The 24,313-nt window shown below is 41.9% G+C and carries 19 protein-coding genes; 8 read left to right on the forward strand and 11 right to left on the reverse strand.

The window, feature by feature from the left end; translation table 11 throughout:
• Window positions 1-383: GNAT family N-acetyltransferase (locus tag ACJAT7_RS07420; protein ID WP_415226163.1), on the forward strand; the 383-nt coding region annotated here is incomplete at its 5' end.
• Window positions 380-1,141, forward strand: coding sequence for a metallophosphoesterase (locus tag ACJAT7_RS07425; protein ID WP_415226164.1), 762 nt, complete (start codon window positions 380-382; stop codon window positions 1,139-1,141). The genes ACJAT7_RS07420 and ACJAT7_RS07425, both read left to right, overlap by 4 nt.
• Before the next feature lie 21 nt (window positions 1,142-1,162).
• Here the strand turns inward: ACJAT7_RS07425 and ACJAT7_RS07430 are convergent, their stop codons facing one another.
• The 5 genes from ACJAT7_RS07430 to ACJAT7_RS07450 all read right to left on the reverse strand — a co-directional run bounded on the left by ACJAT7_RS07430 (window position 1,163) and on the right by ACJAT7_RS07450 (window position 7,543).
• On the reverse strand, window positions 1,163-1,399 hold the full coding sequence (locus ACJAT7_RS07430; protein WP_415226165.1) for a hypothetical protein: 237 nt from the start codon (window positions 1,397-1,399) through the stop codon (window positions 1,163-1,165).
• Window positions 1,400-1,775: 376 nt separating this feature from the next.
• On the reverse strand, window positions 1,776-2,339 hold the full coding sequence (locus ACJAT7_RS07435; RefSeq protein ID WP_415226166.1) for a phosphoribosyltransferase: 564 nt from the start codon (window positions 2,337-2,339) through the stop codon (window positions 1,776-1,778).
• A gap of 199 nt (window positions 2,340-2,538) precedes the next feature.
• Complete coding sequence (locus ACJAT7_RS07440) at window positions 2,539-4,917, reverse strand: putative bifunctional diguanylate cyclase/phosphodiesterase (protein ID WP_415226167.1); 2,379 nt, start codon at window positions 4,915-4,917, stop codon at window positions 2,539-2,541.
• Window positions 4,918-4,921: 4 nt separating this feature from the next.
• On the reverse strand, window positions 4,922-5,836 hold the full coding sequence (locus ACJAT7_RS07445; RefSeq protein WP_415226168.1) for a transporter substrate-binding domain-containing protein: 915 nt from the start codon (window positions 5,834-5,836) through the stop codon (window positions 4,922-4,924).
• A gap of 291 nt (window positions 5,837-6,127) precedes the next feature.
• A complete protein-coding gene (locus tag ACJAT7_RS07450; RefSeq protein ID WP_415226169.1) occupies window positions 6,128-7,543 on the reverse strand; it encodes an aminotransferase class V-fold PLP-dependent enzyme in 1,416 nt (471 codons plus the stop codon).
• A 213-nt stretch (window positions 7,544-7,756) separates the two neighbouring features.
• Here ACJAT7_RS07450 and ACJAT7_RS07455 point away from each other — a divergent pair, with 213 nt between their 5' ends.
• Window positions 7,757-8,686: a Gfo/Idh/MocA family protein gene (locus ACJAT7_RS07455; RefSeq protein WP_415226170.1), complete on the forward strand. Its 930-nt coding sequence runs from the start codon at window positions 7,757-7,759 to the stop codon at window positions 8,684-8,686.
• Between the two features lie 50 nt (window positions 8,687-8,736).
• On the opposite strand, the gene ACJAT7_RS07460 is transcribed toward ACJAT7_RS07455, so the two are convergent.
• Window positions 8,737-9,726 carry a 2-hydroxyacid dehydrogenase gene (locus ACJAT7_RS07460; RefSeq protein ID WP_415226171.1) on the reverse strand — a complete coding sequence of 330 codons (990 nt, stop codon included), beginning with the start codon at window positions 9,724-9,726 and terminating at the stop codon, window positions 8,737-8,739.
• Between the two features lie 571 nt (window positions 9,727-10,297).
• Between ACJAT7_RS07460 and ACJAT7_RS07465 the strand changes: the two genes are divergently transcribed.
• The 3 genes from ACJAT7_RS07465 (at window position 10,298) to ACJAT7_RS07475 (ending at window position 14,033) form a co-directional block, all read left to right on the forward strand.
• Window positions 10,298-12,184, forward strand: a complete 1,887-nt coding sequence (locus ACJAT7_RS07465) for a PTS mannitol transporter subunit IICBA (RefSeq protein WP_415226172.1) — start codon at window positions 10,298-10,300, stop codon at window positions 12,182-12,184.
• Between the two features lie 94 nt (window positions 12,185-12,278).
• Window positions 12,279-13,427, forward strand: a complete 1,149-nt coding sequence (locus ACJAT7_RS07470) for a mannitol-1-phosphate 5-dehydrogenase (protein ID WP_415226173.1) — start codon at window positions 12,279-12,281, stop codon at window positions 13,425-13,427.
• 54 nt (window positions 13,428-13,481) lie between these two features.
• Window positions 13,482-14,033, forward strand: a complete 552-nt coding sequence (locus ACJAT7_RS07475; RefSeq protein ID WP_415226174.1) for an MltR family transcriptional regulator — start codon at window positions 13,482-13,484, stop codon at window positions 14,031-14,033.
• Between the two features lie 226 nt (window positions 14,034-14,259).
• Here the strand turns inward: ACJAT7_RS07475 and glmS are convergent, their stop codons facing one another.
• The 3 genes from glmS to pckA form a co-directional block, all read right to left on the reverse strand.
• On the reverse strand, window positions 14,260-16,095 hold the full coding sequence (gene glmS, locus ACJAT7_RS07480; RefSeq protein ID WP_415226175.1) for a glutamine--fructose-6-phosphate transaminase (isomerizing): 1,836 nt from the start codon (window positions 16,093-16,095) through the stop codon (window positions 14,260-14,262).
• 28 nt (window positions 16,096-16,123) lie between these two features.
• Window positions 16,124-16,894, reverse strand: coding sequence for a DeoR/GlpR family DNA-binding transcription regulator (locus ACJAT7_RS07485; RefSeq protein ID WP_415226176.1), 771 nt, complete (start codon window positions 16,892-16,894; stop codon window positions 16,124-16,126).
• Window positions 16,895-17,122: 228 nt separating this feature from the next.
• The gene (gene pckA, locus ACJAT7_RS07490; RefSeq protein WP_415226177.1) at window positions 17,123-18,745 is read right to left on the reverse strand and encodes a phosphoenolpyruvate carboxykinase (ATP); all 1,623 of its coding nucleotides are present in this window, start codon (window positions 18,743-18,745) and stop codon (window positions 17,123-17,125) included.
• Between the two features lie 589 nt (window positions 18,746-19,334).
• On the opposite strand from pckA, the gene ACJAT7_RS07495 reads away from it, so the two are divergent.
• Window positions 19,335-21,521, forward strand: coding sequence for a methyl-accepting chemotaxis protein (locus tag ACJAT7_RS07495; RefSeq protein ID WP_415226178.1), 2,187 nt, complete (start codon window positions 19,335-19,337; stop codon window positions 21,519-21,521).
• A 247-nt stretch (window positions 21,522-21,768) separates the two neighbouring features.
• Here ACJAT7_RS07495 and hslO read toward each other — a convergent pair whose 3' ends face one another.
• Together hslO and hslR are read right to left on the reverse strand one after the other, a co-directional pair.
• On the reverse strand, window positions 21,769-22,620 hold the full coding sequence (gene hslO / locus ACJAT7_RS07500; RefSeq protein WP_415226179.1) for an Hsp33 family molecular chaperone HslO: 852 nt from the start codon (window positions 22,618-22,620) through the stop codon (window positions 21,769-21,771).
• Between the two features lie 32 nt (window positions 22,621-22,652).
• Window positions 22,653-23,057 (reverse strand): ribosome-associated heat shock protein Hsp15, encoded by a 405-nt coding sequence (gene hslR / locus ACJAT7_RS07505; RefSeq protein WP_415226180.1) that lies wholly within the window; start codon window positions 23,055-23,057, stop codon window positions 22,653-22,655.
• A 307-nt stretch (window positions 23,058-23,364) separates the two neighbouring features.
• Here hslR and gspC point away from each other — a divergent pair, with 307 nt between their 5' ends.
• Complete coding sequence (gspC, locus tag ACJAT7_RS07510; protein WP_415226181.1) at window positions 23,365-24,234, forward strand: type II secretion system protein GspC; 870 nt, start codon at window positions 23,365-23,367, stop codon at window positions 24,232-24,234.
• The last annotated feature ends 79 nt before the right edge of the window (window positions 24,235-24,313 follow it).

A 24,313-nucleotide genomic window follows, 5' to 3' on the forward strand; every position in this document is an offset into this window, starting at 1 on the left:
ACAATATCGAGCGCCGCTTTATCGGCACAAATAAAGACAATGAATCTATCGGTCTTGTTGAATTAATAGAGATTAATTATATTCACAGAAATGCTGAATTCCAGATAATTATTGCGCCCCAATTTCAAGGTAAAAATTATGCGCGGGCGCTTATCAATAAAGCGCTTGATTATGCTTTTACCATCTTAAATCTTCACAAAGTTTATTTACTGGTTTCCCAAGACAACAGCAAAGCTATTCACCTCTACCAACAATCGGGTTTTATTGAAGAGGGGCGTTTAGTGCAGCAGTTTTTCATTAATGGGAAATACTGTGATGCGATACGTATGTATCAATTGCAGAATCACTACTTAGCCAACGATCAGCTTAGTGACAAATCATGACCGCGCAAATTATCAACAGGTTAACGCCTCATCGTTATTATCCGGCCAACCGCATTGGTCGCGATTATTTTGTCGGTGATCTGCATGGTAAGTATGCACTGCTGAGGCAAGCGCTACAGAAGATAAACTTTGATTTTGATAACGACAGGTTATTTTCCGTTGGCGATCTGATTGACCGGGGAGAAGAGCCTTTTCAGTGTCTTCTTTTAGCACAAGAAAATTGGTTTATTCCTGTTCTTGGTAACCATGAGCAATTTTTAATTGAGTGCGAAGATAACGACATCAATAAAAAAATAGGTTGGTACCTAAATGGAGGTGAATGGTGGGAATATTTGCATCCACAGGAGCGCCATCTGGCTAAAAAAATTATTGAGGAAAAGTTTTCTCTCACATTAACTGTTGAGACATTAGCGGGTAAAGTTGGGGTTATTCACGCTCAATATCCACTTGCAAACTGGCCGCTCAAGGAGAGCTCTCTTAACCGTAACACGCTTTATGAGCTACTTTGGAGTCGAGACTGTTTAAGCAGTGACAAGGTACGGTCGGTTGCAGGTATTGATTTTATTGTTTCCGGGCATACACCTTTGACTAAACCGTTACTAAAAGGCAGGCAGTTATTTATTGATACTGGTTGCGGACACCGACCAAGCGCAATGGGGCCTAGTCCGCATCTGACCATCTGCGAGTTTAAAAAAGAGCATGTCGACGTTTATGCTCTGACAGAGCAACAAGTTGAATTTTCTAAAATTCAACTTTAAGAATTGAGGCTGGGCGCTCTGTTAAATTTCAGCTGCCTGCCATGATGAATAGAGATCTACCCATTTAATGGATATCCAGTACCATAAAGGCACGAATAAAAGTGTAGCGAGGGAGTAATCTTCGATTATTATGCCCGCTGCGATAGCAATCAATGACAAAATAGAAGAAGCAGTAAAAAATATCATTGCTACTTTTCGTGTGTTTATTCCCAACAGAGCCCAATGGACCCACATCGGCATATTATCTTTCTTTTTCATGAATTCTTCCTAAAATTTCATTCTCTATTTATAACGCTTAAAACAGCAAAATAACTCTCTTCCCTTTTATTTTTTTGAAGATATAAAAGAGATTATTATACTTTATATCACCATATAAAAAGTACAACTGTAAATTGAACTGTGATTGTAGGTTGGGTGTTTGCGCACAGGAAGGGGTCTGTTTTCTGAGCAGTTGCGCCATTTGGAGCACGCGAAGCATTGCAAGGAGTTTGATCACAGCTTGTTAGCGCAGCAGTTTTTCAACTTCTATCGGGATCTTTTACAGAAAACCACTGAGTTTATAATTGAGAACTCAACGACAGAAACAAAAAAGGAGACTTTTTAGTCTCCTTTTTAATGCGTTTGCAAGCAAAGATTAATCGCGGAAAAGATCTTTAATGTTTTTAAAGTCTTCTTTACCTTCAGTAATCTCTGCAATTGATAAACCTGAAACTTCATGCGGGAATACTAACCACTCTTCAGATTCATGAATAAAATAATCCGGGAGCAGATCAACCGCTTTATTTTTAGGTTTGTAATATGGGGTGGCAATGCGCACATCTGTCGGCATATTCAAACGCATCTGTTCGGTCAGTTTTGCTTTTAATGCGACAACACTGCGACCTGAATCGAATACGTCGTCAACAATTAACAGACCATCATCTGCATTGGCGTTTTCGATAATATAATGTAGGCCATGTACTTTAATGGTTTTGCTCTGTTTACCAATGCCGTAATAAGAGGAGGTGCGCACCGCAATATGGTCTGTTTCTACTTTTTTGTAATCAAAATATTCTTGCACAGCGATACCAATCGGTGCGCCCCCGCGCCAGATGCCGACAATAAATTGTGGACGAAAACCGCTTTCATATACTTGCGCCGCAAGACGGAATGAGTCTTCAAGCAGTTGTTGGGCGGTGATAAATACTTTGTCAGACATGTAAATAACCTCTTCTAATTAATTTCGCGCAAATATTAGACTAACGAAATAAAATAACAATGTTCTAGATGCCTTTTTATTTTTTTATTAAGTAAAGTTTTTGTCAAAATTGGTTTTTAGAGGGAGATTTGATCGATTTTTCTGTTTTGCACTAAGGGCTGCGCCCGAAAGGGGATTTTATACTGTGCAAATACTGTTTTTAAATTATTGGTGATAGTAAGTCGTCAGTGCTTAGCGGATCCTTGTCGTCATATTGCTGAGAGCGTTTTTTTACTCTGTCTTGAATCAGGAGTTGGCCAAACTCAGTAGCCGGCACAGCGGGGCTAAATAGGAATCCCTGACCATATTCACAGTGCATTTTTTCTAATAAATCAGCCTGATAACTATCTTCTATCCCTTCCGCAACCACTTTTAACTGCAATGCTTTTGCCATGGCCAGGATTGCCGAGACTAAAGAGAGATCGGCGGGATTGGTTTCCAAATCACGAACAAACGCGCGGTCGATTTTTAGTTTAGAAAATGGAAACTGTTGCAGATAACTTAACGCGGAGTAGCCTGTGCCGAAATCATCGATAGAAAGCTCAATACCCAGTTCAGTGAGTCGATTCAGCATCTCTGTAAGTTCACGGTTGTTGCTTGCGAGCAGGCTTTCGGTAACCTCTACATCGAGTTTATCTGCAGGCAATCCGCTTTTCGCCAATACAGCTTCGATCTTACTTTGTAATCCAGCGCAGTCGCGAAACTGGATCGTTGAGAAGTTTACGGCAATATGCATAGGATAAATTGATTGCCACTCGGCTGTTTGCGAACATGCCTGCTCAAGTGCAAACTCACCCAGTTGTAGGATCAGTCCATTTTTTTCAGCGAGCGGGATAAACTCCTCTGGTGAAACAAAACCTAACTGCTGGTCATGCCAGCGCATCAGCGCTTCGGCAGCGATAATTTTACGGCTCTTTAAGTCGATGATCGGCTGATAGTACATTTCAATTTCATTATTGCTGATAGCCAGGCGTAAGCGGTTGGTTAAAGAGAGAGTGCGCAGCATTGCATCATTCATGGTTGGATCGTAAAAGGTAAAACTATTCCGACCCGCATCTTTGACGCGATAGAGTGCCATATCGGCATTTTTAAGCAGACTGTCGGGATCATCGCCATCGTGCGGGTAGATGGCCATCCCTATACTGGTTGTTATAAAAAACTCTTGGTTAGTGGCTGTAAAAGGTTTTTCAAAAAGAGCGAGAATTTTTACGGCAAGCATTTCTGCATCTTTACTGCTGAGCAGATCCGGGATAATCAGTAAAAACTCATCGCCTCCCAAGCGTGCAATTGTATCGGTGCTGCGTACCGCATTAATCAGGCGGGCGCTGGTCTCTTTGAGGACTTGATCTCCTGCAATATGACCTGCCGTGTCATTAATCTGTTTGAAATTATCCAGATCAATAAACATCACCAGTACCTGGGTTTTATCTCTTTGTGAGTGGTGAATAAAGAGGTTAAGGCTCTCATAGATATAGTTTCGGTTGGCTAATCCGGTAAGTTCATCATGGGTTGCTTGATAGGCCAGTTTCTTTTCCGATCTCTTACGTTTTTTTATTTCAGTTTCCAGCAGATAATTATGATGAGACAATTCGCTTTGTTGCTTTGAGGATAGCGCTATCTGCGTTTGCAGAATCGCATTGCTGCGCTCGACGCGTATCAGATAATAAAGGCCCAGCATAACGGGAATGGCCAGTACTGAAATAGCAACAATCAACCAACCTGAGGTGAAGATATCCTGCTCATTGACGGGAGAGAACCAACTCATCAGTTTAAAAGGGGTGCCGTTTACCTGTTTTTCAATATAAAGGTTATTTCGTGACCCATTTCCCGCTTCTGGTGACATAGACAGTAATGTCGGTTTTAATGAATTCCAAACAGGAATATCGCCGTTTGGGGTGCTAAGTTGCAGGCGGCTTGGGCTCTGGGCATGCTCCTGCGCAGTGAGTTGCTGAATGATCAAGTTGGTATTGATATCTGCAATTAATAAAGCCACCGCTTTTTTTTGTTGATAAATAGTTCTTAATATCTTTATCTTAAAGACACCCTGATCGTTAGTTACTATGATTTGCGCGTCTCTGTTTTTCATCTCCTCAAATGGAATTTTACTGAGTTCAGCTGCCAATTGTGGGGTGCTGTCGGTAATAATCGCTGCGGTTAAATCCACCAGCATTATTCGCTTATAAACAGGAGTAGCATCAACCATGCTGCTGCGGGCAAGTTGGTTAATCAATTTTTTCAAGTTAAACAGACTGGCGCCCAATCCATATTCCATCGACATACCGGCACTGCGGTTAGCGAAAAAAGTGGCCATGGTTTTATCGTTGCACAGGACATAAATATCGTTTTGCGTAACCGCAAAGAAATAGCTTAGGCTATTCACATATTGAGTGACTTTAAGATGCAGTTCGTTCTGTTGGGACTCTTTCAGTCTGCTCTGGCCAACATTGGTCACCCCTAGAATTAAAAGTAGATAACCCGCGAGTATAATACCCGCAAAAATAATGACTGCTTTATTACTGTAGTATTTTCTTAAGTACATCTTTTTAAATTTCTTCTGTTGCTGGAGAAAAGAAGTTGCCGTAAAAATGGAATACAGACGGGTAATATTTTTCTACCATTATATTGTAGCTGCCATCTGCGCGGATTTTTTTTAGATAAGCATTAAAAGCGGCCCGCAGTTGTGGGGAATCTTTACGAAACCCAATCGCCATCTGCTGTGCAGGAGAGATCGGGCCGATCACTTTTATTTCATCCGACCATTTCTGTAGTGCTATCAGCGCATCGGGAACATCGAGTAGGGTACTTTCTGCATCGTTATTAATAATGGCGGGAACCATTTCATTTAATTTACGCTCTCTCGTTGGCAGAATGATGTTGGCGTCGGTTAATTCCATATTGTATAAATCGGGATCGAGACAAGACTGCTTCATCGCCAATACATCATGTCCTTTGAGCATCGCTTTGACTTGGCGGATATCTTCATTGATCTGACCGCTGGGGATGATCGGCTGGAGTTGGGAATCTGTTCGCGCGATTAACCAAACAGCGGACGGGAAGTAGGCGTCGGAAAAATCAACCACTTCTTTGCGCCACTCGAGAATTGTTGCGCCATTGGCAAGAATATCGCCCTCAATAGCGACTTCCTCCCCCCAGACTATCTGGTTGTTTATATATTGTGCATTTCGGCCGTTTAATAAACCGAATACTGTACTCCATTGCGCACTTACAAACTGATATTTAAGGCCGAGGTGAGCAGCAAAACCTTGTATCAGTTCAACATCTAGCCCGCCTTGTATCTGTTTACCACCTTCAGAATAGAGGTTGACAAAATTTGCATAAGGTACACCGATATGACGCAGTACACCGGATTTTTTTATTTCGGGAAGATCGCGTGCGCTTACCTGTCCTGCTGAAAAAATCAGAGTAAGAGATAAGGCTAGCTGTAGAAAAAGTCTCATTTTTAATACCTCCAAGCATTTCAGGTAAATATTGTTGCTTGATAAGCTCTCGGAAATCATATGATATAAGCAATAAAAAAGTATGTTATTAAATTTATATTATAAGTATTAGCACATTATTCAAGTAATCTGCGCACTAGCTGTTATTTGGTAAAACTTATTAAGTACATATCAGCATAGTGGATAAATGATTAAATAATGATCCGTTGTGAGTTTTATTTTATCTCCAACTGTTAAATCACAGAGGCAAAGGGATAAGTCCAACCCAAAGCATTTGGGTTGGACTATTGTCTACAACATCACTTGGTGGAGGTGCTGCATCGCTGCAACGAGGCCGATTATATCTTGCTCATTATGGAATAGATGAGTTGAAATACGCAATGCATGGGTATCGACGAGATCCGTTACTTTCACTTTAAAATCTGTGGTGCGGATAATATAGCCATATTCTTCACGCAAACGGTCGCGGAAAATGGTTAATAGATCTAAATCCTGTGGATCAAAAAACGGGTTGAAGGTGGTCAGTCCACTTGCTAACTCGGGAATATTCGGCGAGTAAATATGAGCGGAGGGGAAGCTCTCTTCAAGCAACTCTTTGCATAGTCGACTTAATGCTAATACGCGCGTTTCAATAATGTCTCGACCAAGCAGATCCCACATTTGACAGGCATCGGCTAATGCTTGTTTTGCCGGATAGTTATCATTGCCAATATATTGCAGCTGCAGCTGAGTGCCGAGATCGGGTACTTGCGCTAGCGATGAGTTAATAAACCACAGTGGGTTTTCCCGGTCGGGCCAGTATTCATGCAAGCGTTTTGCATTATCACGAACATATAAAATGCCGGTGGCACCCGCGCCGCACTGCCATTTGTGGCCTGAGCCAGCATAGAAATCACAGCCGATATCATGAAAATCGAGATTAAACATCCCGATCGTATGCGCCCCGTCAATTAATGTCGGGATCTTATTGGGAATGGCCACCTCTTGGCAGATACGTTTGGCGGGCAAGGCCGTACCCGTTTTGTAGGTAATATGGGAAAAAGTGATTAAGCGGATGCGGTCTCCATAATCCGCTACGGCCTCTGCGAAAACATCTACAAAATCTTGCTCGCTGATCGGCTCATTGCCGGTATAAACAGGAATTTCCAGATAAACGACTTCAACACCATAACGTTTTGTGACCACATTGAGGGGAGAATTGGCGGCCACATGTTCATGATGAGTGGTGAGAATAACATCCCCTTCTTGAAAATGCAGGCCGTTGATAATAGTGCACATGCCGTCCGTCGTATTACGGCTTAACACAATCTCATGATTATCAGCGCCAAAACCAGGAGCGATTGTGTTTACCATTTCTGAGAGATAAGGCCAGTTAGCGAACTTTTCCTGCATATCCCATGGACTGGCGGCAACAATTTTATTGTTTATATTATATTCGTGGAGTACACCTTTAGGCATAGACCCCGTTGTGCCTATATTCATATACACGCTTTTTTTGTCGAGAATAAACTCGTGACGCACTTTTTTCCAAAGCTCCCTGTCATTTTTTGTATTCTGTAAATGATGCCAACTTTGGCTGCTTTCCTGTGCCTGTGCAGCGCCGCTGAACATAACACTGCCAACACTTGCTAATGCTAAGCCTGTCGTGTTTTTCAAAAAATCACGTCGATTGATAGTTGCAGATGAATTTGGTTCATTATCGTTCATTGTAATATCCTTTTAACGGTTTAAGGGAGCTGCGGTTTCATACTATGATATATATTAGATGCTATTTTATTTTTAGTTTGATGTTTGTGTTTTTAGGTGGTCTTTTTGTGATTTACAGAGCTTGATAATAGATTTGTTTATCGCTTCATATAACGCGCTCGGTGTAATAAGCTATTTGTTTTAAACATCAGACAAATAGAGAGGGGTAAGCAGATGAGAATTGCGATTGTTGGTATTGGCGATATTGCTGAAAAGGCTTATTTACCGATTCTTGCTCAGTTAAAGGGGGTAGAGCTTGTTCTTTGCACTCGCAATAATATGACGCTGCAAAAGCTCGCTCTGCAGTATCGTATCAAGCAGTGCTATCAAGATTACCGGCAATTAAGCAAGGCGAATATAGATGCGGTGATGATCCACAGCAGTACCGCTTCGCATCCTGAAATCGCCGCCTATTTTTTACAGCAGGGCTTGCCGACCTTTGTTGATAAGCCCCTTGCGGATAATGGCCTTGACTGTGAAAAGCTTTATGAATTAGCACAAAGGCGGCAGGTGCCTCTGTATATGGGGTTTAATCGCCGTTTTATTCCACTTTATCAGCGCCATTTGGGTGATATTCAACACGGTAACTCGGACGCTTTATTATCATCATTACGCTGGGAAAAACACAGGCATAATCAGGCGGGCTCTCTACGAAATTTTGTTTTTGATGATTTTATCCACCCGTTAGACAGTGTCAATCTCGGTGCTAAAAACAATCTGGAAAATGTCCATCTGACTAGCCAGTTTAAAGGCGCTCAGTTAGCGCGATTAGATCTTCAGTGGCAACAGGGTAATACACTGCTGCATGCGTCCATGAACCGTTTATACGGCACAACCTGTGAGCGAGTGTCGGCTAGTTTTGAAAACCGTGCGTATGAGTTTGATTCGTTCACCTCGGGGAAATTTTTGCAGGATAAGCAAACGTCGATTATCCAGCTTGAAGATTGGACGCCTATGCTAACGGCAAAAGGATTTGCCGGCATGATTGATGATTGGATAAGTGTGGTTCAATCTGGCAAGTTAAAGCAGTCGGTGATAGAGCGCAATCTCAGCAGTCATCAATTAGCGGAAGCTGTCTGTCAAAAATTACAGGGCTGTGGCTAATAACAAAAACGCCACCGTTAAGTGGCGTTATTTTTCAGCTTAACGCGGCTTTAATTTACTTCATTGCCATTAGGGCTGCCTGCAGCAAAACTTTGCAAGTTACCTAATGTGGTTTCAGCTATGCTGGTTAGCGCTTCTTTTGTTAAAAATGCCTGATGACCGGTAAATATTACATTATGGCAGGCTGATAAACGGCGGAACACATCATCACCGATAATCTCATCTGAATGATCGCCAAAGAAGAGTGAGTCTTCCTCTTCATATACATCCAGCCCTAATGCACCGATTTTTCCTGCTTTTAAGGCTACAATCGCGTCGGTGGCATTGAGCAGTGCACCGCGACTGGTATTAATAATCATCACGCCATCTTTCATTTTTGCAAATGAGTCATTGTTAAGCAGGTGATGATTATCGTTGGTTAGCGGGCAATGCAGGCTGATAATATCGCTTTGTGCAAACAAATTATCGGCTGAAACATATTCAGCGCCCAGCTCGATAGCTTGCTGTGAAGGGTAAGGGTCGAATGCTAATAACTTACAGCCAAATCCTTTTAAAATGCGCATTGTTGCAATACCGATTTTACCCGTACCAATAATACCCACTGTTTTACCATGCATATTAAAGCCGACTAACCCCTGCAATGAGAAGTTAGCATCACGAGTACGCTGATATGATTTATGAATGCGGCGATTAAGGGTCATCATTAATGCGATAGCATGTTCGGCAACAGCTTCGGGAGAATAAGCAGGGACTCGCATTACCGTTAAGCCGAGCTGTTTGCTGGTGTAGATATCTACATTGTTAAAGCCTGCGCAGCGCATGACGATAACTTTAATACCTAGTCTGGCAAGTTCAGTTAATACAGGTGCGGATAAATCGTCGTTAACAAATGCACAAACAGCATCATAACCCTGTGCCAGCTGACAGGTATGGATATTTAGTTGAGTATCAAAATATTTTATTTGAGTATCTTGTTGGTTAATAAGGGGATCGAAATGGTTAATGTCATAACTACGCGTACTGAACATTGCAACTTTCATAATACAACTCCAATTGAGAATAATAACTTTTTAATGGATGTTATCAGTATTTTTGCAGGATAGGGCAAGCAAAGATGAAAATTTACCGACCCCCCCCTGTTTATGGGCGGATCACTATAGGTAAATTCCATTTCTTCATTACCGCGGTATCTGCGTCATTTTTTTGTAATCTGACATGTAATTAAATTACATGCTGGCGTGATTTCAAAGTGAACGTTATTTCACATTAAGTTAAAATGGATATTGTTGCTTGTCAACCGCTACGTTTTTCTTGTTTCTCTTGTTTGTGTGATCTGGATCGCTAACGTGTTTAAATAAATATATCGATAACCGTGACCCAGGTCACTGCTAGTTGCTCCGTTATGACTTGTCTTGCCTGTTTTGTCTTAAAGTTACACTTTATACTGTGATCTAAATCGCTCTGTTTTGCCTTGCTTGTTGCGTTTTCGTGGTCAGTATCTCATATATTTTCAGAGCTGTGCGAAATTCAAAATGTTGTGGTAGTTTTAGTTCCGAACACTTAACAATAAACCATTTCCTATTTAGGGAATTAAAACACACGGAGTAAATTATGGTTTCATCAAATGCTAAGATTAGAGTGCAAAACTTTGGTCGATTACTATCCAATATGGTCATGCCAAATATTGGCGCTTTTATCGCCTGGGGCTTAATAACGGCTCTATTTATTCCAACAGGATGGATTCCAAACGAAACATTAGCCACCATGGTTGGACCGATGATTAAATTCATGCTGCCACTGCTAATTGGTTATACCGGTGGTAAGGTTATTGGCGGAGATCGCGGTGCGGTTGTTGGTGCAATCGCGACAATGGGTGTAATCGTTGGTACGGATATTCCAATGTTTATGGGTGCGATGATTGTTGGTCCATTAGGTGGCCTAGCAATTAAGAAATTTGATGCGGCAATACACGGTAAAATAAAAAGCGGGTTTGAAATGTTGGTTAACAACTTTTCATCCGGTATTATTGGTATGCTTCTGGCGATTGTTGCTTACCTCGTTATTGGCCCTGCGGTTAAACTTTTATCTACAGGCCTTGCTGCTGGTGTTGATGTTTTAGTTGCTAATAACTTACTGCCTTTAACCTCTATATTTGTTGAACCCGCTAAGATTTTATTCCTAAACAATGCGATTAACCATGGCATATTCACTCCTCTGGGTATTGCTCAGTCCGAGTCTCTTGGCCAATCTATTTTCTTCTTAATTGAAGCAAATCCGGGTCCTGGTTTAGGTCTTTTGTTAGCTTACATGGTATTTGGTAAAGGCTCTGCAAAAGAAACCGCTCCGGGTGCTGTCATCATCCACTTTTTCGGTGGTATCCATGAAATTTACTTCCCATATGTACTGATGAATCCTCGCCTTATCTTAGCGGTTATTGCCGGTGGTATGACAGGTGTATTCACGCTTACTATGTTTGACGCAGGTCTTATTTCTCCTGCATCTCCAGGCTCTATTTTTGCAGTTTTAGCCATGACGCCTAAGGGCGCATACGTTGGTATTCTTCTATCTGTTGCTGCTGCTACTGCTGTTTCTTTTGTTGTGGCTTCCATATTGATGAAAACACAAAAAAATGTTGAAGGTGATGAAGATGCACTAGAAGAAGCGGCAAACCAAATGCGCGACATGAAGCAGGGGGCTAAAGGTCAAGTGACAGCAAATGCTCAACTAGATATGTCTGCTGTTAAAAAAATCATTGTTGCTTGTGATGCGGGCATGGGATCAAGTGCGATGGGCGCAAGTCTATTACGTAAAAAAGTAGAAGCGGCGAATTTAAATATTGAAGTTATTAATACTGCTATCAATGATTTGCCCGGCGATGTTGATATTGTTGTTACCCATAAAGATTTAACCGACAGAGCACGTAAACATGCACCAAATGCACATCATATTTCATTAACTAATTTCTTAGATAATGCAATGTATGATGGTTTGGTTAAAGATCTTAAATCTGCCAGCAGTGCACCTGCCGCAAATACACAGGCGTCTGCTGCAAAAAAGTCTGAAGGTCCTTTGAAGTTAACCGATAAAAATATCTTCTTGGGACTAAAGCCTGCAACAAAGGAAGAAGCGATTAAATTTGCCGGTGAGCAGTTGGTTGCTTTGAACTATGTCGAACCTGAATATGTACAAGGTATGTTCAATAGAGAAAAATTGGTATCCACCTATTTAGGTGAATCAATTGCCGTTCCTCACGGTACTATTGAAACAAAAAAACATGTACTAAAAACTGGCATCGTATTTTGTCAGTACCCTGCAGGCATTCAATGGGGTGAAGAGGAAGGTGATGCTGCAATTCTGGTGATTGGTATTGCCGCACAAGGTGATGAACATATTAATGTTATCACTGCCATCACCAATGCACTTGATGATGAAGACGCAATAGAATGTTTAAAAACAACAGTCAATAAAGAAGATGTACTGAAAATTTTAACTAACTAAGCGTTTCTTAAGGTGGCTGCTTCGATTGAGGCAGCCGACTAAATATTCAAGGCTAGATTTTCTAGCCTCTTTTAAATTTATGGAAATATTTATTATGAAAGCGATACATTTTGGCGCGGGTAATATTGGTCGTGGTTTTATTGGTAAACTTTTATCGGATGCGGGTATTGCAGTAACATTTGCCGATGTAAATGAAACAGTTGTTAATGCCCTAATAGCGCGCAATGAATACGATGTAAATGTTGTTGGCGCTGAGTGTGTTGTTGAAAAAGTAACGAATGTTACCGCTATTAAGTCAACTAGCCCTGATATTGTTAAACTTATTGCCGAGGCTGATTTAGTGACCACAGCGGTAGGCCCTACCGTATTGAATATTATTGCAAAAACAATCGCTGATGCGATTGAGCTGCGTATAAGTAATGGCAACAATTCACCATTAAATATTATTGCATGTGAAAATATGGTCCGTGGTACTAGCCAGTTAAAAGCGGAAGTCTTTAAATATCTGCCCGAGTCTTTGCATGTTAAATCTGACCTGACCATTGGTTTTGTTGATTGTGCTGTTGACCGTATTGTGCCGCCTGCAGCAGCGGGTGAAACGGATCCGTTGGCGGTAACCGTGGAAACTTTTAGCGAGTGGATTGTTGATCAAACACAGTTTAAAGGGGAAATTCCAACTATTAAGGGGATGGAATGCACTGATAATTTAATGGCATTTGTTGAACGTAAATTATTTACGCTTAACACCGGGCATCTGATCACTGCCTATTTAGGCGTACTTGCCGGTCATGAGACCATTAAAGAATCAATTGAAGATGATGCCATCCGCGCCGATGTAACTGCTGCTATGCAGGAAAGTGGTGAAGTATTAATACGCCGCTATGGCTTTGAACACGAAGCCCACGCTGCTTATATTCAAAAAATATTAGGACGTTTTGCTAACCCTTATTTACGTGATGAGGTGGATCGTGTTGGTCGTCAGCCAATCCGTAAATTAAGTGCAAATGATCGTTTAATTAAGCCGCTAAATGGCACCTTAGAGTATGGTTTACCTAACGCGCATTTAATTAAAGGTATCGCAGCGGCATTTTTATATAAAAACGATGAAGATCCGCAAGCCGTTGAGTTACAAGCGATGTTTGCTGAAAAGGGGTTGGCGGAAACATTGGCGCATTATTCTGGTCTGGCTGTTGGCAGTGAAACTGTTAAACTAGTTGAGCAAGCTTACCAAAGCTTAAAATAGCCTGTTAATTTAAGTGCCACTTTTTGTGGCATTTTTTATTCCATTAGAAAAATTATGCCAAAATTTGAACGATTAAAATTTGATATAGATATTGTAGAAACGCTTTCTGAAGCACAAACGGCTTATGATTTTTTTACTGCCAGTTGTGATCTATTTGAAGATGCTATTGATGTCTTAATTCAAAATGTTTTTAGAAAAGATGATTATGCAGTGAAATATGCGGTTGAGCCTCTCCTCAGTCATGATGGGCCCTTGGCTCATTTAGCCGTGCGTATCAAACTGTTATATGGTTTAGGCTTGTTAACTCAAAGCGCCTATCAAGATATTGAAACCTTTATCGAATTGAAACAGTTTGTTGAATCGGATAATGAATCGGATAATGAATCGATTGAATTTATTTCACCCTTGTTGATGGAAAAAATAAATTCTATCAGTGCAATGGCTAAAATGATGCCGCCCAACCTTTACTATGACCAAGCAGAAGAAAGTTCTCATTTTATAGTGCAGATGAAACAGGATCAGAATAAACAGATTATTAAATCGTCTTTAATTTTGGTGATCACTGAAATTATAAAAGAGCTGCATAAAGAAACGTCATTAAGTTAACCTGTATACAATAAAGTACTTCTTCTATAGCCCTATTTTTCTAGGCTTTCTCGGAAAACGTTTGCTGCTGCAAAGGGTGGATTTGAATAAAGAACACTCAATTTTAGTGGGTTTATATTCCGTTTTAACTCTTTATCTAGATAACAGATAAAAAACCACCCACTGAAGTCACTCCAGTAGGTGGTTAATAATGATCAAAGAGATTAATTAAGCACTATAAAAATGATTATTCAACCGTCACTGCTTTTGCTAGATTACGCGGCTGGTCTACATCTGTACCTTTAATTAAAGCCACGTGATAAGACAAGAGCTGCATTGGTACAGTGTAGAAGATTGGTGCAATGATAGGATCAACGTGTGGCAGGGTAATTATTTTCATCCCGTCACTCTCTTCAAAGCCAGCATTTTCATCGGCAAACACATACAATAAGCCGCCACGTGCACGTACTTCCTCTACATTAGATTTAAGTTTTTCTAATAGATCATTGGTGGGCGCAACGACCACTACTGGCATATCCGCGTCAATCAGTGCTAATGGACCATGTTTTAGCTCACCAGCCGCATAGGCTTCAGCATGAATATAGGAGATCTCTTTTAATTTCAGCGCCGCTTCCATGGCGATTGGGTAAAACTCACCGCGACCAAGGAATAGCGTATGATGTTTATCTGCAAAATCAGTGGCTAACGCTTCAATCTGTTTGTCAAAGGCAAGCGCTTTTTCAATTTGCGCTGGCAGTGAATGTAATGCATGAACAATCTCTGCTTCTTTTTCTTTGCCAATAGTACCTTGCTCTTTTCCGATAGCGGTCACTAACATTAACATTGCGGCTAATTGCGTAGTAAAGGCTTTCGTTGATGCCACACCAATTTCAGTTCCGGCGCGAGTCATAAAGGCAAGGTCTGATTCACGTACCAGTGAAGAGCCAGAAACATTACAGATAGACATTGCGGACATATAGCCCTTTTGTTTTGCTAAACGCAGCGCTGCTAGGGTATCTGCTGTTTCACCTGATTGTGAAAGGGTCAGCAGCAGGCTATTTGGACGCACTACAAAATCACGGTAACGGAATTCTGAGGCGATCTCCACATCACAGCTGACGCCGGCAAGGGATTCAAACCAGTAACGTGCCGCCATACCTGAGTTATATGAGGTGCCACAGGCAATAATCTGCACGTGCTCAACTTTACCGAGAATATCTTTAGCGCCGGTGCCAATGCTATCCACCAGCACGCTATCTTGAGTGAGACGTCCTTCCATTGCATTAATCAGTGCATTTGGCTGTTCAAAAATCTCTTTTTGCATAAAGTGGCGATATTGTCCTTTATCTCCGGCATCATGCTCAACCGTTGATTCAATAATTTCACGCTCAACGGGGGCACCGTCAACATCAAATACCTTAACATCACGACGGGTGATCTCCGCTACATCACCCTCTTCAAGATACATAAAACGACGCGTCACACTTAACAAAGCCAGTTGATCGGACGCAAGAAAGTTTTCGCCAATGCCTAAACCAATGACTAATGGGCTACCTGAGCGGGCTACTACTAAACGGTCGGGATCACGGCGATCCATCGCTACCGTACCATAAGCACCTTCAAGCTGTAGGGCGGTTTTCTGCACGGCTTCTAATAATGTTTTTGAGCTGCGCAGTTCCCATTCCACTAAATGACAAATTACTTCAGTATCGGTTTGAGAAAGAAATTCATAACCGCGCTCGCGCAGTGTTTCGCGCAAAATTTCGTAGTTTTCAATAATACCGTTATGCACAATAACAATATTTTCACCCGACATATGCGGGTGAGCATTTGCTTCTGATGGTTCGCCATGTGTTGCCCAGCGAGTATGCGCTATGCCTGTACCACCATGAAGTGGTGTCGCAGCAAGTGCATCGCCTAGCTCTTTTACTTTACCTAAACGGCGTACGCGTTGTAGCTCTTTATCAGCGTTAACAATGGCAACACCCGCAGAGTCATAACCACGGTATTCAAGGCGTTTTAACCCTTCTAATAAAATTTCAGCAATATCTCTTTGCGCTACTGCGCCAACGATTCCACACATAGTAATTCCTCTATTATTTGGTTAACTGTTAGTTTGAATAAGGGGCAAGGATAACCTGCACCCCTTGTTTGGTTATTTTGTCAGCGTCTAATGCTGATAATCTGTCATCGCTTATTAATACCGAAATCTGCTGCCAAGGCAGCTCTAAATTAGGAATTCGGCGGCCGAACTTCTCTGAATCGACCATCACTATCACCTCGCGGGCGACCTCTGCCATCACTTTACTTAAACCTGTCAGCTCATTAAATGTCGTTGTGCCGCGATCCAGATCAATGCCGTCGGCACCGATAAACAGTTGATCAAAATCATAGGAGCGTAACACCTGTTCGGCTACTTGCCCTTGAAATGATTCTGAATGGGGATCCCAGGTGCCACCCGTCATTAATAAAGTAGGTTCATTTTCCAGCTCATGAATAGCGTTCGCTAACTGCAGTGAGTTCGTCATTACTAGCAATCCACGCTTTTCATTAAGCTCTTGAATAATACCTGAGGTGGTGCTGCCGCTATCAATAATAATACGGTTATGATCGCGGATCAGTTTAGCGGCGGCTTTGGCTATATTTTGTTTGTTCACCGATATATTTTCAGCGGGGGTCTGGATCATCTCCTGTGGTACGCAAATGGCACCGCCATAACGGCGCAATAACAAGCCATTTTTTTCCAGTGCCGTTAAATCTTTGCGTATGGTCACTTCTGAGGTTTCAAAACGACTGGCCAATTGGTCAACACTCACTTCACCTAACTCATTTAATAAACTGAGAATGGTGTGACGACGTTGTTGGCTATTTCGTTTCTGCATTAATGTTTCGCTTAAGTTTCGATTGAAGCGTTATGCTAGCAAAACGAAATATAAAAACAAGATCATTCGATGGTTTTTATAAAAAAGTTTACTTTTTCTTTTAAACGGCTTCTCTTTCTAGTCAGAAAAATAATAAAGCCGCAGAAGCGTTTACGCCTGCGGCTTTATTGTTACCCATCACCCATCACCCATTACTTAGCACTTAGGCAACGGATTTGCTTAAGTAATTTATTTAACTAATTGAGGGCCTGCTGCAACTAACGCCTGTCCTTCAGGTTTATCGGTATAACGGGCAAAGTTATCGATAAATAGCTGCGCTAAATGTTGCGCTTTTGTATCCCACTCTGCTGCGTTTTCGTAAGTATCACGCGGATCTAAAATGGAGCTATGCACACCAGGTAATGCCAGTGGCACGGCTAAATTAAAGTAGGGGATTTGTTTGGTTTCTGCACGTTCAATCGATCCATCTAAAATCGCATCAATAATACCGCGCGTATCTTGAATCGAGATCCGTTTACCCGAACCATTCCAACCGGTATTGACCAGGTATGCTTCTGCGCCGCATGCCTCCATCCGTTTTACCAACTGCTCAGCATATTGAGTTGGATGCAAGCTTAAGAATGCCGCGCCAAAACAGGCGGAGAAAGTCGGTGTCGGTTCGGTTATTCCTCGCTCAGTACCGGCAAGTTTTGCGGTAAATCCGGACAGGAAGTGGTATTGGGTCTGTGCTTTGGTCAGTTTAGAGACCGGCGGTAAAACACCAAAGGCATCGGCGGTTAAGAAGATCACTTTTTGCGCATGCCCCCCTCTGGAAACCGGTTCAACAATATTTTTAATATGGTGGATTGGGTAGGAAACCCGTGCATTCTCGGTTTTGCTGGCATCATGGTAATCAACAATACCATTCGCATCAATGACGACATTTTCCAGCAGAGCGTCATGCCTAATGGCGCGAAAAATATCCGGTTCAGCTTCGGCGCTTAGGCGAATTGTTTTTGCGTAACAGCCTCCTTCAAAGTTAAATACACCATCATCGTCCCAGCCATGTTCATCATCACCAATTAACGCACGTTTGGGATCGGTTGAAAGGGTGGTTTTCCCGGTGCCGGAAAGACCGAAGAAAATAGCGGTATCACCCTCTTCACCCATATTGGCGGAGCAGTGCATCGATGCCATGCCGTTCAATGGTAAGAGGTAGTTCATTACTGAGAACAACCCTTTTTTCATTTCGCCGCCGTACCAAGTACCACCGATCACCTGCATTTTTTCAGTAAGGTTAAATGCCACAAAATTTTCAGAATTAAGCCCTTGATCCTGCCAGTCCGGATTGGTGGTTTTAGATCCGTTCATGACGACAAAGTCAGGTTCAAAGTCAACCAGTTCCTGATCCGTTGGACGGATAAACATATTGGTTACAAAGTGTGCCTGCCAGGCAACTTCCATAATAAAGCGCACTTTCAAACGAGAGCTTTCATTGGTGCCGCAAAAAGCATCAACCACAAATAACCGTTTATTGGAAAGCTCTTTAGTAACAAGCTCTTTTAGATGGTTCCAAGTCGACTGCTCGATCGCTTTATTATCATTTTTACCCTGGTCGGCCCACCAGACGGTATCGCGCGTCGTATCATCTTTAACTATATATTTGTCTTTGGGGGAGCGGCCGGTGAAGATGCCGGTATCAACCGCCACTGTGCCGTTTTCAGTGAGAACGCCTTTTTCAAAGCCTGTTAAGTCAGGGGACATCTCTTCGGCAAAGAGAGTATCGTAACTTGGATTGTAGATAACTTCAGAAACGTCGGTAATGCCATATTTACTTAACTCATCAGTCGATAATAATTTCGCTAGTGTCATATATCAGTTCCTCTTAAGTGGTTGAAATTTCATTTTTATTATTAAATAAAATATCAGTATCTTAGAGTAGGGGAATAAACATAAAGTGTGAGAGATCTAGTTCAAATAATCGGCTGAAATCACACTCTATTTTATCAAACGGTGTCTTTTTATTGAGTATTTTTGAACTCAGCCTTTATTTCTTACTACTTTGCGCAGCTCAAGTGTCTGATATACCTGTTACCAATCAATATGCTTAGCTATCGGCTTGCGCTGCTAGTATCTGATCAATGTATTTTGAATGGTCACGGATACCTTGCTTATTGATGGGGCGGGCATCTGATTAATGCTCCATTTTAGTGCATATAGAGTCGGCGCTTAACTTCTATTAGATAAGCGCTGAAATGGATAACTGCAAGTATTTATTGGTTTTAATCATTACAGCATAAGGCATTGATTTAAAGCGTGTTAATGCATGGGCTCTGTTTAAAGAACTACATTTTTCGCTGCATCCTTTGTTATTTTTATTACATAACTTGTTGCTTTTGTTGAGTATGGTATCAATTTTGCTCTTATCAGATTAAATGTTTGTAATTTGATAAGGATTAACATGGATCTAACAGCAAAAGAGCGCCACTGGTTACCTCTGTTTGGTGCAACGGGTAAGCTCGCTATGGGTAAGGCGTGCTGGTTAAACAGCTCACGCAAGAAAACATTGGAACAAACCTTTACCAGTATCGCTAATACGCGGGTGCGCATTTTAAAATCTTGGGTAAATACGCAGTGGAGTTTCCTCTCTGATGCTTCTTTGTACATTACCTCCAAAGAGGAGGGGGAATGGCAAAATTCTTTGCAGAGCTTGTTGGCAAGGAACAATTATTTTTCGGAGCTGTTTATCGTGCTCGCTGATGGCCGTGTTGCCTGCTCCAGTTATACTTCTTATGCAAAGCAGTTGGTTGATGCGAAGATGCTCCAAAAAGGGCTGCAAGCGCAGTTTCTCCATGGCCCCTATCTGGATCCGCAAACCGAAGCTATAGGTCCTTCAAGCTCCTCTTTTCATGACGCGGTTACGCTTATGTATTATCAGCCGCTGGTGGTTGATAAGCAAACGATAGGCTGCCTTTGTGGGCGAGTACCGAATGATGTGATGGGGGATCTTATCCAGCGCGAAGCGGGGCATGTTTACAGTGAATCTGGGGATAATTATATTTTTATGGTGCAGTCCAATCTGGATCCATCCATTTCGGAGGGAACGGCACTTTCCCGTTCCCGTTTTGAGGACAATACCTTTTCTCATGGCGAAAATCTTAAATCAGGCGTTAATACAGACTGGGGGACGGTCAAAGTAAGGGCGCATACTGAATTTGAAATCCGTTTTACCGATCCTGCGACCGGGCAACTGCATCCCGGTGTCAGGGAAACCATCCGCCATGGCGAAAATCTTTATGTGTGTTATCCGGGTTATTCAGATTATCGACATATTCCCGTTATCGGTAAGGGGGTCACTTTTCAGCTGCACGGTTCGCCAGATATCTGGGGGATGATGTGTGAAGCCGATCTGGAGGAGGTTTACCGCCATCGTTCGCTGACTTATACACTGGGTAAAAAACTGAGTTTTGCGATCAGTTTGCCATTTGTTAGCCACTTTGTGGCCTCCAGCTGGTTTGTTTTGTCACCTTTGCAAAGTCATATTCTATTAGGCAGCGCATCTTTATTGGCTATTGTCTGGTTCAGCTATTTTGCACTTAAACCCGTTACGGCGCACTTAAAGCATATGGTTGAGGTGATTCAGATGTTAGCTGAGGGAGATGCCAACCTTAATCATAGATTTAATACGGCACAGTTTAGTGCGGATGAAGCTGGTGATCTGGGGCGTTGGATTAACAGCTTTATCGATAATCTCGATAATATGATGAGTGAGATGATCCATGCCTCCAGTGAAGTTAAAGAGGTCAGTGAATCTATGTTACGCCGTTGTCTCAGTGTCGATCGTTCCAGCAAGGCGACCAGCCACTCGATCGGCTCTATGTTGGTTTTATCTGGCAGTCAGCAGGATGAGATAGCAAATGCCACTGTTTCAGCGCAGGTTATGCAGGAGCTGATGCATGATGTTGTCGCGAAATCAGAGCAAGAGTATACGCAGGCGGTCAGCAATACCAATAAGATTAAAGAGATCGTTTTAGCATCGGCAAAAAGTGTTAATGATGTAAATGGGCAGATGAAAGAGATTGGTGCGATCGTTGGCTTGATCACTGAAATTACAGAGCAAACCAATCTGCTTGCACTCAATGCGGCGATTGAAGCGGCGCGAGCAGGTGAACATGGGCGCGGTTTCTCGGTTGTTGCGGATGAGGTGAGAAATCTGGCCACTAGAACATCTCAGGCTGCCAGCCATATCGGTAATATAACGGACAAATTGAGCAAACAATCAGAGATGGCGGTTCGTTATATGGAACAGGGGGTTAAAAATGTCGACCAAAATAATTTTGTGATGGATTCGGGTGAAAGAAGTTTGAAGTTAAAAACGGCAGTCGAAAATATGTTCGACACGATGAATCAGATAGCCAGTAATAGTGAACAGCATGGTGAAACCGCCAAAGATGCGCAAAGTACTACAACCTCCATGGAAGTATCATCGCAGCAGTTGCTGCGCCGTACTACGCTGGTTAAAAATGCTATTTTACGTCTCAATACACTGGTTGAACGCTTTGAAGTATCTATACCCAAGCTACCTCAAGATACAGGAGTCAGCAAGACGATAAATGATGAGATTCTAGGCAGAAGGCTGATGATCTAGTCATTCTAAATCAAAGCCTTCTAACAACGAAGATCATCGTTTATCGTCTTGCCCTTCGGGAGTTTCGCCCGAAAGCTAGTGCTGCGTTGCAACGCTTGATAAGGGAATAACCATTCTCATCGCGTTGCGCCTTGCTCTAGCATCCGGGCGAACCTCTGAATCTGCATCTTGAGGTGGTTTGGGTATAAATGAGCGGCTTAAAATAAGTAACGCCACAGTAGAGTCCGCTCTCCTGTGGCGTTTTTTCTTAGTGCTGTGTATCCGTTAATAGTATTTTCAGATCGTCAACTTCAAAGTGATAATCAGTTGCGCAATATTCACAATGCATATCAATAGCACCGTTCTCTTTTAACATATCTAAAATTTCTTCTGGTGCTATCGATGCCAGTGACGATAAGCAACGCTCTTTTGAGCAACTGCACTTAAAAGTGATGGGAGTGGGATCAAATAAACGTACGGTTTCCTGGTGGTATAAACGATGCAGTAATTCGTTATTCTCCAGTGTGTATAGCTCATCCTCTTTAACGGTTGATGCTAATGCACTGACATGCTGAAATTGATCGTCGTGGTCTTCATCCACAGCGGGTAATGTTTGTAATAATAAGCCCGCAGCTTGTGGTGTATCTATATTGCTTGCATGTAAAATAATGCGCGTTGGCAACTGCTCAGATTGTGCAAAGTAATCTTCTAAACATTCACTTAATGACTCTTTTTGCAGTTCAACAATGCCTTGATAACGTTCACCGTTATCCGGGGTGACGGTGATCATTAGATGCCCTTTACCTATCAATTGTTTAAATGATAGTCCCTTTGTTTCACCCTCAACACGGGCAGTGCCGCGCAGCTCTTGATCCTGGTTGGCATTAATTACCGCCAAGTTTAGCGGGCCATCGCCTTGCAGCTGTACCGCTATTTTACCTGCAAATTTTAAGGTCGCAGTTAATAAGCTGGTGGCTATTAATAATTCGCCGACAATATTGGCGATTTCTGGGCTGTAATTATGATTTTTGATTATTTCGCTAAAGCTGTTGTGCGCGTGGGCGATTTCACCTCGTATTTGGTAGTCATCAAAAATAAAACGTTGTAGTTGGTCACTCATCTTTTTAGCTCTCTATCTGTTTAATCTTAGTGTTAGTCGTAATTGGCGGTATTACGCTCTGCTTTAGCCTGAATTAGGTCACGCCGTTCCTTTTTATTGGGCTTGCGATTTGGATGCGGCGCATTTTGTAAGCTTAATTTACGCAAGATTTGGTATTGTTCGCGCTTTTTGATGCTCTCTAGTGTTTCTTTATATAAGGTTTCTGCAATCGGCGCCCCTTGGCGTTGATCCGATAATATTTCAATGCAAACTTGTTTGAACTGATCACCTTGGCGAATTGATAATAGCGCGCCAAGTTCAACAATTTTACTGGCTTTGCCACGCTGCCCGTTATAGTGAACTTTTCCACCTTGGACCATAGTGCGCGCAATACTGCGCGTTTTATAAAAGCGTGCTGCCCATAACCATTTATCTAAGCGAATCTTTTTATCTGCCATTTTTCACTCTCTCTCTTGTGAATAAGCGAACAAACAGTATAACAAATAGTTATCCCCATGATACTTCAATATGTAAAGTCAGCAAGACAAGCTGTGCGGAGGTGTCTGCCCGTTGTGTAAAGCTCTCATCGCAGTTACGCTTTTTTTAGCATCTGCTTTTGAGTGTTAGATCAACTAGTTTGCGTATAACCCGCATTATTGAAGCAATATGCTTGTTGCTAACCGAGTGCTGATGTAGCATGCAGATTACGTGTTAGTACGTTTTACAATGTGTTAGAGACTCAGAATTAGAGATTAAGCAGGGTGTATGTTGCTACCATTATCAAATTTTTTACAAAAAACTTCCGGACTGGCGTTACTGTTGCTGAGTGCTTTATTGGCATACCAGCTTGCTTTACTCTCTTGGTCTTTTTTTCCCGAAGTAACCCCTAACTATCGATGGATTGCCCCAACTGAGAAAGTGCAGCAGGGCGATCATAAAATTGACACGAAAAAACTACAACAGCAGCACCTTTTCGGGCAGCAGATAAAAGCTAAAAAGGTGCAGAGAAAAGCACCTGCGTTAAGTGATCTGCCCAAAACAAAATTAAACTTAACTTTGGTGGGGGTCGTTGCCGCGACTGAACCGGTATTTTCCAGTGCGATTATTGAGTATCAAGGTAGACAAGAGAGTTATTTTATCGGCTCAGTGATTGAAGGTACGAATGCCAACGTTTCTGAAATATATGAAGATCGGATTATTATCGACGTCAACGGCGAGTCTCAAACATTAATGTTAGATGGAATTGAGCAGCTTAATAAACAAAGAGAGACACATGAGTTTCAATCGCAATTGTCAAACAGCGAGAATATTACTAATGAGCAAGTCCATATGGTGGATTTAGATCGCGAAGCGCTATTGAAAGATCCTGGTAAGTTAAGCGATTATGTTCATATTTCACCTGTGCGAGAGAATAATGAGGTGAAGGGATATCGTGTTAAACCGGGCAAAGATCGCGGCTTATTTGATCAGTCAGGATTAAAAGATAATGATCTCGCCGTTGAATTAAACGGTATTGATTTAACAGATACACAGCAGGCATTTACGTTAATGAAAGAATTTCCCACAATGACAGAGATGAGCTTAACAGTTGAGCGAGACGGACAGTTATACGAACTATATTTCAGTATCCCGTAACTCATTAATTTTAAAAAAATTAGATTGATTATTTAAGAAAAAATATAACGAATAGTTAATCCGTAATAAAAAGTATAAA

It is taken from the genome of Psychromonas sp. (assembly GCF_047632995.1).
Taxonomy (GTDB): Bacteria; Pseudomonadota; Gammaproteobacteria; order Enterobacterales; family Psychromonadaceae; genus Psychromonas.